Annotated in this window: 12 protein-coding genes and 1 pseudogene; 8 read left to right on the top strand and 5 right to left on the bottom strand. The window is 51.2% G+C overall.

Features of this window, described 5'->3' with window-relative positions; translation table 11 throughout:
- The first annotated feature begins 27 nt into the window (after positions 1-27).
- On the top strand, positions 28-849 hold the full coding sequence (locus tag ACX9GV_RS12045; protein WP_473195691.1) for a pyridoxal phosphatase: 822 nt from the start codon (positions 28-30) through the stop codon (positions 847-849).
- A gap of 43 nt (positions 850-892) precedes the next feature.
- Here the strand turns inward: ACX9GV_RS12045 and modC are convergent, their stop codons facing one another.
- From modC to ACX9GV_RS12065, 4 genes are all read right to left on the bottom strand, one after another.
- On the bottom strand, positions 893-1,960 hold the full coding sequence (gene modC / locus ACX9GV_RS12050; protein ID WP_473195692.1) for a molybdenum ABC transporter ATP-binding protein ModC: 1,068 nt from the start codon (positions 1,958-1,960) through the stop codon (positions 893-895).
- Positions 1,961-2,650 carry a molybdate ABC transporter permease subunit gene (modB, locus tag ACX9GV_RS12055; protein ID WP_023489210.1) on the bottom strand — a complete coding sequence of 230 codons (690 nt, stop codon included), beginning with the start codon at positions 2,648-2,650 and terminating at the stop codon, positions 1,961-1,963.
- Entirely contained in the window at positions 2,647-3,420 is a 774-nt protein-coding gene (gene modA / locus ACX9GV_RS12060; RefSeq protein WP_473195693.1) for a molybdate ABC transporter substrate-binding protein, read from the bottom strand. Before modA ends, modB begins: the two co-directional genes overlap by 4 nt.
- A 149-nt stretch (positions 3,421-3,569) precedes the next feature.
- Positions 3,570-3,713 carry an AcrZ family multidrug efflux pump-associated protein gene (locus tag ACX9GV_RS12065; RefSeq protein WP_023489208.1) on the bottom strand — a complete coding sequence of 48 codons (144 nt, stop codon included), beginning with the start codon at positions 3,711-3,713 and terminating at the stop codon, positions 3,570-3,572.
- A 185-nt stretch (positions 3,714-3,898) separates the two neighbouring features.
- Here ACX9GV_RS12065 and modE point away from each other — a divergent pair.
- The 7 genes and pseudogenes from modE (at position 3,899) to gpmA (ending at position 11,630) form a co-directional block, all read left to right on the top strand.
- Positions 3,899-4,689, top strand: a pseudogene (gene modE, locus ACX9GV_RS12070) (molybdenum-dependent transcriptional regulator).
- Between the two features lie 124 nt (positions 4,690-4,813).
- Positions 4,814-6,313 carry a molybdate ABC transporter ATP-binding protein ModF gene (gene modF, locus ACX9GV_RS12075; RefSeq protein ID WP_473195694.1) on the top strand — a complete coding sequence of 500 codons (1,500 nt, stop codon included), beginning with the start codon at positions 4,814-4,816 and terminating at the stop codon, positions 6,311-6,313.
- Positions 6,314-6,462: 149 nt separating this feature from the next.
- Positions 6,463-7,284, top strand: a complete 822-nt coding sequence (locus tag ACX9GV_RS12080) for a lysostaphin resistance A-like protein (RefSeq protein WP_473195695.1) — start codon at positions 6,463-6,465, stop codon at positions 7,282-7,284.
- Positions 7,285-7,549: 265 nt separating this feature from the next.
- On the top strand, positions 7,550-8,596 hold the full coding sequence (gene galT / locus ACX9GV_RS12085; RefSeq protein ID WP_023489204.1) for a galactose-1-phosphate uridylyltransferase: 1,047 nt from the start codon (positions 7,550-7,552) through the stop codon (positions 8,594-8,596).
- Between the two features lie 2 nt (positions 8,597-8,598).
- Positions 8,599-9,750: a galactokinase gene (galK, locus tag ACX9GV_RS12090; protein WP_023489203.1), complete on the top strand. Its 1,152-nt coding sequence runs from the start codon at positions 8,599-8,601 to the stop codon at positions 9,748-9,750.
- Positions 9,744-10,799 carry a galactose-1-epimerase gene (gene galM / locus ACX9GV_RS12095; protein WP_473195696.1) on the top strand — a complete coding sequence of 352 codons (1,056 nt, stop codon included), beginning with the start codon at positions 9,744-9,746 and terminating at the stop codon, positions 10,797-10,799. Before galK ends, galM begins: the two co-directional genes overlap by 7 nt.
- A gap of 78 nt (positions 10,800-10,877) precedes the next feature.
- Complete coding sequence (gene gpmA / locus ACX9GV_RS12100) at positions 10,878-11,630, top strand: 2,3-diphosphoglycerate-dependent phosphoglycerate mutase (protein ID WP_473195697.1); 753 nt, start codon at positions 10,878-10,880, stop codon at positions 11,628-11,630.
- Positions 11,631-11,951: 321 nt separating this feature from the next.
- On the opposite strand, the gene aroG is transcribed toward gpmA, so the two are convergent.
- Positions 11,952-13,004, bottom strand: coding sequence for a 3-deoxy-7-phosphoheptulonate synthase AroG (gene aroG / locus ACX9GV_RS12105; protein WP_473195698.1), 1,053 nt, complete (start codon positions 13,002-13,004; stop codon positions 11,952-11,954).
- Positions 13,005-13,101 lie beyond the last annotated feature (97 nt).

Genomic DNA, 13,101 nt, shown 5'->3' on the forward strand with positions numbered 1-13,101 from the left:
TCGCTTTACTTACCTCATGGGGTCACGATGAACTACCGTATTATTGCCCTCGATTTAGACGGCACACTGCTAGATAAGCAGAAACGCATTTTGCCACAATCACTGGCTGCCTTGGCGCAAGCCCGCGCCGCCGGCGTCAAGGTGGTAGTGGTCACGGGTCGCCATCATGTTGCTATTCACCCGTTCTATCAGGAATTGCAACTCGATACCCCGGCTATTTGCTGTAACGGCACCTACCTGTACGATTTCCAGCAAAAAAAAGTGCTAACTGCCGACCCCATGCCGAAGGAGCAGGCCCGGCAAGTATTACAACGGCTGAAACAGAGTGATATTCACGGCCTGCTCTATGTTGATGATGCCATGCTGTATCAAACCCCCAGTGGTCATGTGCTGCGCACCCAAACCTGGGCGAAAAGTTTACCGGAAGCACAACGCCCTACCTTGTTGCACGTCAATAGTCTGCAGCAAGCGGCTGATGACGCGCAGTCCATCTGGAAATTTGCCGTCTCACACGGAGATATCTCTGTACTGCGCCAGTTTGCCGAAACGGTGGAGAACGAGTTGGGGCTAGCTTGTGAATGGTCATGGCACGATCAGGTAGACATCGCCAAAAACGGTAACAGCAAAGGTAAACGGCTGCAGCAGTGGGTGGAATCACAAGGATTAAAGATGGAGCAGGTGGTTGCCTTTGGCGACAACTACAATGATTTAAGTATGCTTGAAGCCGTCGGGCTCGGTGTTGCCATGGGTAACGCAGATGACGCAGTCAAAGAACGCGCTGATTTGGTGATCGCCGACCACTTACAACCGGGTATTGCAGAAGTGATCCATACCCGAGTTCTGAGTTAATCCTTAAGGCGGAGAAGTGTGTTGCCCCCTTCTCCGTCTGCTTTCAACTCCCTTCACGGCTCATGGATACACTCTTGACCTGTGCATAAAGCCTTTGACCGGGTTTGATAGCCAAATCATCACGTGCCCAAGGAGTAATACGTGCCCAGAGAATATGCTCCCCGATGGCTAGCTTCACCTCAACCTGGCCATCCACATCCAGGCATTCCAGCACTTTAGCCGGTAAAATATTGCGAATGCTGCTATTGGTGGGGGGTTGTAGAACCAATGAGACATCGTCAGCGTTGATGCGAATACGCAACCGGGTACCGACGGGGAGATCAATAGCACTAACCCACAGCAGTTGATCACCGAGCGCCAAGGCACTCATGGCATAATGTTCATGCCGTTTGATGACACTCACGCTCAGCACGCTACTCTGGTCTTCACGCTGCAACCAAGGGCGCAAGGCACTGCTGGCCCAGACTTCCTCCACCCCACCCACTGCACGTACCTGGCCATTATCCAACACCATGACTTGCTGCGCTAAGCGTAAGATTTCATCCATGCTATGGCTAACGTAGAGGATCGGGATATTCACCTGTTTTGCCAACCGTTCCAGATAGGGTAACAACTCGCGTTTGCGCGGTATATCGAGAGATGCCAAAGGCTCATCCATCAACAGCAATTGCGGTGCGCTAAGCAACGCCCGGCCAATCGCTACCCGCTGTTTTTCTCCGCCGGAAAGTGTCAACGGCAAGCGGTTAAGTAATGGATCAATCCCCAGCAAGGCGACAATATCATCAAACTGACCGCGACTGCTGGCTGCCATACCGTATTGCAGGTTGCCACGTACTCGATAGTGCGGGAACAGGCGTGCATCCTGGAACACATAACCTATGCGCCGTTTTTCCGGTGCAAGACAGACTCCGTTGGTGGTATCGAGCAGAGTATGTCCATTAAGAACAATGCGCCCCTGTTGTACCGGCGTCAAACCAGCGATCGCATTAATTAATGAGGTTTTACCCGCGCCAGAAAGCCCAAAGATGGCAGTAATCCCTTGAGCGGGCAGATTAGCCTGTATCTTGAGATTAAGTGCACCCAGTTGCTGGCAGAAATCCAGCTCTAACATCTATAGCCCCATACGCTTGCGGCCCCAACGGGCCAGCCATTCCGAGGTCATCAAAGCAGCCATCGCCAGCACAATAGCAATCACACATAAACGGGCAGCCGCCGCTTCAGCACCAGGTGTTTCTATCAAGGTATACATCGCCAGCGGAATAGTGCGGGTCTCACCCGGAATATTGGAAACAAAGGTGATAGTGGCACCAAACTCACCCAAAGAGCGCGCAAACGCCAGCACCACCCCGACGATCACCCCCGGTAAGGAGAGCGGTAACGTGATGGTAAAAAATACCCGCCAAGGATTGGCCCCCAGGGTGCGGGCGGCTTGTTCCAGGCGAATATCCACCGCTTCCAGCGCCAAACGAATGGCACGCACCATCAGCGGAAAAGCCACCACAGCCGACGCCAGAGCCGCACCACGCCAACTGAAGCTAAAGCTGAAACCAAACCATTGGTACAGCCATTCACCAATAAACCCACGTCGCCCCATGGCGATCAGCAACAGGTAACCCACCACCACTGGCGGCAGAACTAAGGGCAGATGAACAATACTGTCCAACAAGGATTTACCCGGGAAGTGACAACGCACTAAAACCCAGGCCATCAGAATGCCCAGCGGCAAACTGCAGATCACCGCCAAGCTAGAGACTTTCAGGCTGAGCTCAATGGCCTGCCATTCATATTCGCTTAATATCATTTACGCGCTGTAAATCCGAAACGTTCAAAAATAGCCGTGGCTTGCGGCCCCTTGAGATACTCATAAAAAGCGGTAATAGCGGGTGTCTGGCGCGGTTTGACAATTGCCATCGGGTATTCAACAGGTTGGTGGCTCTGTTCAGGGAAGATCCCCACCACTTTCACCTTATCGCTGGCGACAGCATCAGAACCGTAGACAATGCCCAACGGCGCTTCCCCCCGTTCAACCAGCACCATCGCACTACGCACATTATTCGCTCGGGCTAATTGAGGCTCTAACGCCCCCCAAGCTCCCAGATGTTGCAGCGCTTCTTTGGCGTAGATACCGGCCGGGACGTGATCAGGGTCACCCACCGCTAAGCGGCTACCGTTTAACAATTTAACCCAATCGGTTTGCTGATTGATGTCGATTTTATCTTGCTTGGCGGACTTAGCGGCAATCAGCACCAGTTCATTACCGAGTAGCGTGTAGCGCGTCTCGGCGACCATCAACTGTTTGCCGATGGCGTAATCCATCCATTGCTGATCAGCGGCGATAAATATATCCGCGGGTGCGCCTTGTTGAATCTGGCGCGCCAGGGTCGAAGAGGAAGCAAACGAAGAGACCACCTCAATACTTTGTGTTTTCTGATACTCGGTGGCGATCTCTTGTAGCGCATTGGTTAACGAGGCCGCGGCAAAAACGGTGATTTTCTCTGCCGCCACCGCCGGCATAGTCAGACCAGAAGCCAACGTGATACCTGCGATCCACTTGATCCATTGCTGTTTCATGGTTGATTTTCCCATCGGTTAATCTCATCGTTATGTAAATGATGATATAGCGATAGACCCAGAATTGTCATGAGGTTTATGGGTAAAACGAGAGGTATCGCGAAGTTAAACGTAAAAACCCCGCCAACATCATCAGCGGGGAGAGAAGATTAGCGGTGATCTTCTTTAGGATGACCCAATTTGGAGAAGACGTTGAACACCTCACCCAAGGCATAGATGAGCCCCAAAATAACGGCCATCACCACCGGCACCATGACCACAGCAAACACCAGACTTTTCAATAACTCTAACATGGGGACCTCACTTAACAACCTTGCAAACAGTGCTACAAAGGTTACTGTAAACCAAAATGGTCAAAAACGCGCTTATTTTAACGGCTCCCAGGGCAGGATAAGCAGCTAAACGTGCTCTGTTGGCAGTATTGAGCAAATCAGCGACAATAGACAGGTTGTCATCAGGCGAACCATTGGAGTTCATTATGCAGGCCGAGATCCTTCTCACCTTAAAGCTTAAGCAAAAACTGTTCGCTGACCCACGCCGTATCGCCCTGCTCAAACAAGTGGTACAGACTGGCTCGATCAGTCAAGGGGCCAAACTGGCCGGGATCAGCTACAAAAGCGCCTGGGATGCCATTAATGAAATGAACCAATTGGCGGAACAAACCGTGGTGGAACGAGCCACTGGCGGCAAAGGGGGGGCGGCGCACAGGTGACACACTATGGGCACCGTTTGATCCAGCTTTATGACTTGCTAGGTCAGATCCAGCAAAAAGCCTTTGATGTGTTGCAACAGGATAATTTGCCGCTGGATAGCCTACTGGCAGCCATTGCCCGTTTCTCGCTGCAAACCAGCGCCCGCAACCAGTTTTTCGCTACGGTGATTGAACGCGACCATCGACAGGTCCAGCAAGCTATCCACCTGCTGCTGGCAGACGGCCACACCCGACTGACTGCCGCCGTGACACAGCAAAGTGCCGAACGGTTGCAATTGACCCCGGGCAAAGAGGTACTGGCGCTGATTAAAGCACCTTGGGTAAAAATCAGTACTGACGCTGCGTTGCACGGCTTGGCAGACAATGTTCTGCCAGGCACAGTGGCCAATATTCAACCAGGCAATGATCACAGTGAAGTGTTGCTCACCCTCACCGGGGGAGAAACGCTCTGCGCCACAGTCAGCAACCAAGAGTTAGCCCAATTGAAACTGCGCCAAGGGATGGCAGTCCATGCGCTGTTCAATGCCGACCGCGTTATTGTCGCTACGCTGTGTTAGCCGCTACGTAGCGTTAGTCACTATATTGCGTTAACGGCAATATCACGTTGCATTATTGCCGATTGACATCTCTTTCTGATGCGAATATTTCTAAATCTAATCAATACCCAATAGAGAATAAATAATGCCCTCGTTGCAAATTTCGCAAGCTTTATTCCGGTTAAGCGACACTCGCACTTTATCCTTGCCTCAACTGAATATTCAGTCAGGTGACTGCTGGGCTTTTGTCGGTGCTAATGGCAGCGGGAAGTCAGCCCTGGCGCGGGCGCTGGCTGGCGATCTGACCTTATTGAACGGGGCATACCGCCATGATTTCCGCAATGTGGTACGGATCTCCTTCGAGCAATTACAAAAACTGGTCAGTGATGAATGGCAGCGCAACAATACCGACCTGTTAAGCCCCGATGAGGACGACACTGGTCGCACTACCGCAGAAATCATTCAGGAGGATATTCAGGATGATCAGCGCTGCACACAACTTGCCGCACAGTTTGGCATCGCACCGCTGTTGGCGCGCCGCTTCAAATACCTCTCTACCGGCGAAACACGCAAAACGTTATTATGCCGTGCTCTGATGCCAGCCCCTGATTTATTAATTCTTGATGAACCTTTTGATGGATTGGATAACCAGTCACGTGCCCAGCTTGCCACCTTGCTAGGAGAACTGGCCCAACAGGGGGTGACGCTGGTGCTGGTCCTTAACCGCTTTGATGAAATCCCGAATTTTATTCAACAAGTGGGGGTATTGGCAGATTGTACCTTAACCAGCCAAGGGCCTCGGAAACAGGTGATGGCTGACGCGCTGGTGGCCCAATTGGCACACAGCGAAAATCTCAGCAACCTTTCGTTGCCTGAAACCGAAGATCCCACCCTGAATATTCCCCTGCCAACAACCAACCCATTGATTGTCTTGCGTGATGGTATCGTCAGCTATAATGATCGCCCAATTCTCCATCGCCTCAGTTGGCAGGTTAATCCCGGCGAACACTGGCAGATCGTCGGCCCCAATGGAGCCGGTAAATCGACATTGCTCAGTCTGATTACCGGTGACCATCCTCAAGGTTATAGCAACGACCTGACGCTGTTTGGCCGTCGGCGTGGCAGTGGCGAAACCATTTGGGAAATCAAACGCCATATTGGATATGTCAGTAGCAGCCTGCATCTGGATTATCGTGTCAGCGCCAGTGTACGTAACGTTATTCTGTCGGGCTTCTTTGATTCCATTGGTATTTATCAAGCCGCATCCGAACGCCAACAACAGTTGACCTCACAGTGGTTACAGTTACTTGGATTCAATGAGGCATTGGGTAATGCGCCTTTCCATACACTCTCCTGGGGGCAACAGCGGTTAACCTTGATTGCTCGCGCACTGGTTAAACACCCGGCGTTGTTGATCCTGGATGAACCTTTGCAAGGTCTAGACCCGCTTAACCGCCAACTGGTCCGGCGCTTTATTGATGTGCTGATCCAGCAAGGGACGACTCAGTTGCTATTTGTTTCCCACCATAGTGAGGATGCACCGGAGTGTATCACCCACCGCTTGACCTTTATTCCAGATGGTGAAGGTTATCGCTATCAGCAAGAGGTCCTGATTGATAGCTATGCAAATGCCAGCAACAGCTAGTGGCAACGATCATCAATTAAGGGAGTAATAAGCATTGTTTAGACTCAGGGCTTTGCATCTGCAGGCTTGTGCTACTATCCCTTGTATGTCTGTAGTGAATCAAGTTACTGGCACTGAGTGTCATAGGCTTATTTTTAGGGATAGCGATTATGTGGGGTGTACTTTCGGCTTCGTTGTTTTTTCTGCCATTTAATCGGCTGATTGCCTTTATTCTGTTGGTGGCAGCGATAGGAATGGGGGTTCACCACCAGATCCTCACCCCAACCAGTCTGGGTTGCCTGGCGATAATCGCCATCGGTATCTGGCTTCGACAACACTATCGCCAACAGCGCATGGTTTCTGTTGTACTCGAACTCTTTTTAGTCGCTTGCTCACTCGCCTTGTTTTATCACCTGATGCCTGGATTCAATAACCCCTTGATGGTGGAAAAGGCAAAACTGGGGCCACTGAGTTCTACTTATTCTCTGTACTACAACTTCGACAAGGCACTGGTGCCCTTCCTGCTAATGGCCTGCTTGCCAACGCTGTTCAATACTGACCAGCCAGACCGAGTTGTGGGTGTCAGTGCCTGGGTGGTCCTGGTGTTGTCTATCCCGGCGCTGCTGCTATTGGCGGTAGCTCTGGGTGGGCTGAAAATTGAACTGCATATGCCGCCGTGGATCCTGGCCTTTATCATGGCTAATCTGTTTTTTGTCTCCCTGGCTGAAGAAGCCCTGTTTCGTGGCTATTTACAACAACGTTGCAGCCGCTGGTTAGGCGCCTACCCGGCGCTGATCATCACCGCGTTACTGTTTGGCGCTGCACACTTTGCCGCCGGTTGGCTGATGGTGGTGTTTGCCACATTGGCTGGGTTGATCTATGGCCTAGCCTGGATGTGGAGTGGACGCCTATGGGTACCGGTACTTTTCCATTTTGCGCTTAATCTGACCCATCTCCTGTTTTTTACTTACCCCCTCTATCAGCACCCATAATCAGAGCTGACTGGCGATATCTCGCTAGTCACTGCCTCTTGAGTGGAAGCGCTACCAAATATCTGTACAAGCCAGCGTTATAATAGCGCTAACTCAGCGAGTGCAATGCGTGTAAACGCTCTCTTTTTTAGTGTTAGATCACCTTTTATCAGCGCTAATTATGCTATCTTTACGCCATCTTTTTTAACCTAAACCAGACGATAACTCATCATACCGAAAGTGAAAGCGATTACATTCAATCTGATGAGTGATTAAAAGGATCGTTATGAACTGTTTTAACCCGATTGATCATCCGCACCGTCGTTTTAATCCGCTCACTGGCCAATGGGTATTGGTTTCACCGCACCGGGCCAAGCGTCCATGGCAAGGCCAGCAGGAATCCGCAATGGCGCAAACATTGCCAGCCCATGACCCAGACTGTTTTCTTTGCCCGGGCAATACTCGAGTCACAGGCGATAAAAATCCTGACTACCTAGGCACCTACGTATTTACTAATGACTTTGCTGCCCTGATGCAAGACACCCCTGCAGCCCCAGAAAGCCATGATCCGCTGCTGCGTTGTCAAAGTGCACGTGGTACCAGCCGCGTGATCTGTTTTTCTCCCGATCACAGTAAAACGCTGCCGCAGTTGACCATTCCTGAGCTAGAACAGGTGGTCGCTACCTGGCAACAGCAGACTGCTGATTTAGGGCGCAGCTACCCATGGGTACAAGTTTTTGAAAACAAAGGGGCCACCATGGGGTGCTCTAATCCTCATCCACATGGACAAGTCTGGGCTAACAGTTTCCTACCCAATGAAGCTGAGCGTGAAGACCAACTACAGCAGGAGTACTTCACTCAGCATCACTCCCCGATGCTGTTCGACTATGTCCAGCGTGAACAAGCTGATGGTAGCCGCACAGTGGTGGAAACTGAGCACTGGCTAGCCGTAGTGCCTTACTGGGCTGCCTGGCCATTTGAAACCCTGTTGCTACCAAAAGCAGCCGTACAACGGCTTAGCGAACTCTCGGCAGCACAAAGCAGCGATCTGGCTATCGCGCTGAAGAAACTCACCAGCCGTTATGACAATCTGTTTCAGTGCTCTTTTCCTTACTCTATGGGTTGGCATGGAGCCCCGTTCAATCATGCCGATAACCGCCACTGGCAATTGCACGCCCACTTCTACCCACCGTTATTGCGCAGTGCAACAGTACGGAAATTTATGGTGGGTTATGAAATGCTGGCGGAAACCCAGCGTGACTTGACGGCAGAACAAGCCGCAGAACATTTGCGCGCAGTCAGTGATGTCCATTTTCAATCTGTCGGAGCCTAATAATGAGTTTGAAAAAACATACCCACGACCTTTTTAACCAGCATTTTGGCTATGCCCCTACGCTGACGATTCAGGCTCCAGGTCGGGTCAACCTGATTGGTGAACACACTGACTATAATGACGGTTTCGTTCTCCCTTGTGCGATCGATTACCAGACGGTGATCAGTGCGGCACCACGCCATGATCGCCAAATCCGTGTGTTAGCTGCCGACTATCAAAATCAGCAGGATCAGTTTTCGCTGGATAGCCCGATCATCAAACATCCTGACCTCCGTTGGGCTGACTATGTACGCGGTGTAGTAAAACATCTGCAAACACGTAATACCGAGTTTGCTGGTGCCGACCTGGTCATTAGCGGCAATGTACCGCAGGGGGCCGGGCTAAGTTCATCAGCATCATTGGAAGTCGCCGTTGGTCAGGCATTGCAAGCACTTTATCAGTTACCGCTTGATGGTGTTGCCTTAGCGCTTAATGGCCAAGAGGCGGAAAACCAGTTTGTCGGCTGTAATTGCGGCATTATGGATCAGTTGATTTCGGCACTGGGCAAGCAAGACCATGCCCTATTGATCGACTGCCGCTCACTGGAAACTCAGGCGGTATCAATGCCAGCCGAGGTGGCCGTTGTCATTATCAATTCCAACGTCAAACGGGGGTTGGTGGACAGTGAATACAACACGCGCCGCAAACAATGTGAGGAAGCAGCCCGTTTCTTTGGTGTTAAGGCGCTACGCGATGTCACTTCAGCACAATTTTTAGCAGCTCAGCATCAACTGGATCCTACCGTCGCCAAACGTGCGCGCCATGTGATCAATGAAAACGAGCGTACCTTGGCGGCTGCCGCCGCATTAACCGCCGGTAACCTGAGCTTGATGGGGACACTGATGGCTGAATCGCACGCTTCAATGCGTGATGATTTTGAAATCACTGTACCGCCAATCGATACCTTGGTGACAATCGTGAAACAGGTGATTGGTGACCGTGGCGGGGTGCGTATGACCGGTGGCGGTTTTGGCGGCTGCATTGTGGCACTGATGCCCGTAGATTTAGTCGAGCCAGTGCGTGCCACTGTCGCCCAGGAATACCCACGGCAAACCAATGGGCTGAAAGAAACTTTTTATGTCTGTAAACCATCACAAGGATCTGGCTTATGTTAACCAATAAACCTGCACTAGCCCCTGATGGGCAGCCATTCACCCTCACGACCCTGCGTAATAGCGGGGGAATGACTATCACCCTCATGGATTGGGGTGCGACTTGGCTTTCTGCCGTGTTGCCGCTGAAATCAGGCGAGAAACGCGAACTGCTATTGGGCTGCCAATCTCCAGAACAGTATTTGCATCAAAGTGCTTATCTAGGGGCAACTGTCGGCCGTTATGCCAACCGCATTGCTAATTCCAAACTGTTGATCGCAGGCAAAACTTACCCCTTGATTGCCAATCAGGGACCTCACCAGTTACATGGCGGGCCCGGAGGTTTTCATGCGCGCCGCTGGCAAATTGTGGCACAAGATGAACAACACATCGTATATCAATTATATTCTCCCCATGGTGACCAAGGGTTTCCTGGGAATCTGGACGTCACACTCACCTATCGGTTGACCGACAACCATCGGCTGGAAATTGAGTATCAGGCGCAAACTGATCGCACTTGCCCCGTCAATCTGACCAACCATGCCTACTTCAACTTGGATGGTGCAGGACAAGACGCCAGGCAACAGCGTTTGCAACTGTTCGCCGACAGCTATCTGCCGGTAGACAGCGAAGGGATCCCTTGTGCCGACCTGACCCCGGTCACTGATACCGGCATGGATTTCCGCCAACCGAAAACCATTCAGCAAGACTTACTGCGTGATCGCTGCCAACAACGGGTTAAAGGTTATGACCATGCCTATCTGCTGTCTCCTTCTTGTCAGACATTGAGCAACCCTGCCGCCCATTTGTGGTCAGCTGATGGTCAGGTCAAAATGACGCTATTCACAACGGCACCTGCAATACAGTTTTATGGTGGAAATTATCTAGCGGGAACACCAGCACGTGATGGCGGCAGCTACGATATTTACGCTGGCGTGGCGCTGGAAAGTGAATTTTTGCCCGACAGCCCGAACCACCCTGAATGGCCGCAACCTGACTGTTGGTTACAACCCGGACAACGGTACCAGAGCGCCACACATTATCAGTTTGAGCCAATCGGTCACTCAGCTTGATTTAGCGTTAAAGGTTGACTGCTATAGTATAATGATTATCGTTATTATTATGATGACGCGTGATTAAGGAGTCAGGCTATGGCAACAACCAAGTTGGTACTGGTACGTCACGGTGAAAGTCTGTGGAACAACGAGAACCGCTTTACCGGTTGGTATGATGTTGATCTTTCAGATAAAGGCCGTAGCGAAGCCAAAGCAGCAGGTAAACTGTTAAAAGAGGAAGGTTTCACTTTTGACTTTGCTTATACCTCGGTACTCAAGCGGGCTATCCACACATTGTGGCGTATTCTGGACGAACTGGACCAAGTCTGGTTACCCACCGAAAAAACCTGGAAGCTGAATGAGCGCCACTACGGCGCATTGCAAGGGCTCAATAAAGCTGAAACCGCAGAGAAATATGGTGACGAGCAGGTGCTACAATGGCGTCGTGGTTTTGCCGTCACCCCACCAGCATTAACCAAAGCAGATGAACGCTACCCAGGGCATGACCCACGCTACTCAGCACTGAGCGAAAAAGAGCTGCCCCTAACCGAAAGCCTGGCATTAACAATTGAACGTGTGATCCCTTACTGGAACCAAGAGATCCTGCCGCGAATCAAACGCGGTGAACGCGTTATCGTTGCCGCCCACGGCAACTCGTTACGCGCCTTGGTGAAATATCTCGATAAGATGAGCGAAGATGAGATTATCGAGCTGAATATCCCAACGGGCGTCCCTTTGGTGTATGAATTCGATGAGCACTTCAACCCAGTTAAACGCTACTATCTGGGTAATGCTGACGAGATCGCCGCCAAAGCAGCGGCGGTAGCCAATCAGGGTAAAGCGAAGTAATCCCCGCTAACCAGCAGGACGTGCCCAGTATTGGCTGGGCACGGACACTGACGTTGACCACGTTTAGGCCCAGTTCGGTGACCTCGTTATGCTGATGAATTTTGGCAGCTGCTTTGAGCACTAACCGAGCTGCCTAACTGGCAGCCCCGCCAGGGGATCATTGAACCTCATCCATAAGGCTCACCTTGCGGGCCAGCACCAGTGCTGGCTGCCTACAGGCAACTCTAATTATTTTGGGTATATACATGCTGTTGGTGACCGTTTTACCGATCATCTCATAAAGTCCAGACCCTGCTAGTGCGGGGCCTGGAAAACTAACTATCAGCTACGGCGTACTTTTACCGCTGCGGCCAATTCACGCAGGACAGTTTCGGTATCTTCCCAGCCAATGCAAGCATCGGTCACGCTTTTACCATAAACCAGCGGCTCACCACTTTCCAGATTCTGATTCCCTTCCACCAGGTGACTTTCGATCATGACACCAATAATGGCTTGATCACCCGCACATAATTGATTGCAAACATCGGTATTGACGTCCAACTGCTTTTTAAACTGCTTGCTACTGTTAGCATGGCTGAAATCGATCATCACTCGTGGTGGCAAACCCGCTTTAACCAGGCCATCCTTCACTTGCTTCACATGTGCTGCACTGTAGTTTGGCTCCTTGCCACCACGCAGGATGATATGGCAATCACCATTCCCCCCCGTGTTCACAATGGCAGAATGCCCCCACTTGGTGACAGACAGGAAGCAGTGCGCGGCACTCGCTGCATTAATGGCGTCAATGGCAACTTTAATCGTACCGTCAGTACCATTCTTAAAACCAACCGGACAAGAGAGGCCAGAGGCCAGCTCACGGTGCACTTGAGATTCAGTCGTCCGCGCACCAATAGCCCCCCAACTCATCAGGTCTGCCAGATATTGAGGCGTGATCATATCGAGAAATTCACCCGCCGTCGGTAAACCAGCATCATTAATATCCAGCAATAACTTACGTGCCAGACGCAAGCCTTCATTGATCTGGAAGCTGTTATCCATCTGTGGATCATTAATCAACCCTTTCCAGCCAACGGTGGTGCGTGGCTTTTCAAAATAGACGCGCATCACTATCTCTAACTCACCACCAAGCTCCTGGCGCAGTTTCAGCAGACGTGTCGCATACTCTTTTGCTGCATGAGTATCGTGAATAGAGCAAGGGCCAATCACCACCAGCAGACGATCATCATTGCCACGAAGGATGTTGTGGATAGCATTACGCGCTTGTGACACCGTTTCAGCCGCTTGTAGAGTGGCAGGAAACTTCTCCAACAGAGCCACCGGTGGCAGGAGTTCCGTGATTTGTTTAATACGTAAATCGTCATTTTGATAATTCATAGCTTTTCCATTAGGTATCGGTGTATTGCACAATGCGCAGAGACTTACCAATCTAGCGGCTGTAGCTGTTGCTGTAAATCATCTTTATGTCGCCGTT

The organism is Serratia sp. 25CWL12 (genome assembly GCF_055790885.1).

Excerpts from the sequence above, each read along its gene's own strand:
- modB (WP_023489210.1), bottom strand. The coding sequence starts at position 2,650 with ATGATATTAAGCGAATATGAATGGCAGGCCATTGAGCTCAGCCTGAAA.
- ACX9GV_RS12080 (WP_473195695.1), top strand. The coding sequence starts at position 6,463 with ATGTGGGGTGTACTTTCGGCTTCGTTGTTTTTTCTGCCATTTAATCGG.
- modA (WP_473195693.1), bottom strand. The coding sequence starts at position 3,420 with ATGAAACAGCAATGGATCAAGTGGATCGCAGGTATCACGTTGGCTTCT.
- ACX9GV_RS12045 (WP_473195691.1), top strand. The coding sequence starts at position 28 with ATGAACTACCGTATTATTGCCCTCGATTTAGACGGCACACTGCTAGAT.
- galK (WP_023489203.1), top strand. The coding sequence starts at position 8,599 with ATGAGTTTGAAAAAACATACCCACGACCTTTTTAACCAGCATTTTGGC.
- modC (WP_473195692.1), bottom strand. The coding sequence starts at position 1,960 with ATGTTAGAGCTGGATTTCTGCCAGCAACTGGGTGCACTTAATCTCAAG.
- galM (WP_473195696.1), top strand. The coding sequence starts at position 9,744 with ATGTTAACCAATAAACCTGCACTAGCCCCTGATGGGCAGCCATTCACC.
- galT (WP_023489204.1), top strand. The coding sequence starts at position 7,550 with ATGAACTGTTTTAACCCGATTGATCATCCGCACCGTCGTTTTAATCCG.
- ACX9GV_RS12065 (WP_023489208.1), bottom strand. The coding sequence starts at position 3,713 with ATGTTAGAGTTATTGAAAAGTCTGGTGTTTGCTGTGGTCATGGTGCCG.
- modF (WP_473195694.1), top strand. The coding sequence starts at position 4,814 with ATGCCCTCGTTGCAAATTTCGCAAGCTTTATTCCGGTTAAGCGACACT.
- aroG (WP_473195698.1), bottom strand. The coding sequence starts at position 13,004 with ATGAATTATCAAAATGACGATTTACGTATTAAACAAATCACGGAACTC.
- gpmA (WP_473195697.1), top strand. The coding sequence starts at position 10,878 with ATGGCAACAACCAAGTTGGTACTGGTACGTCACGGTGAAAGTCTGTGG.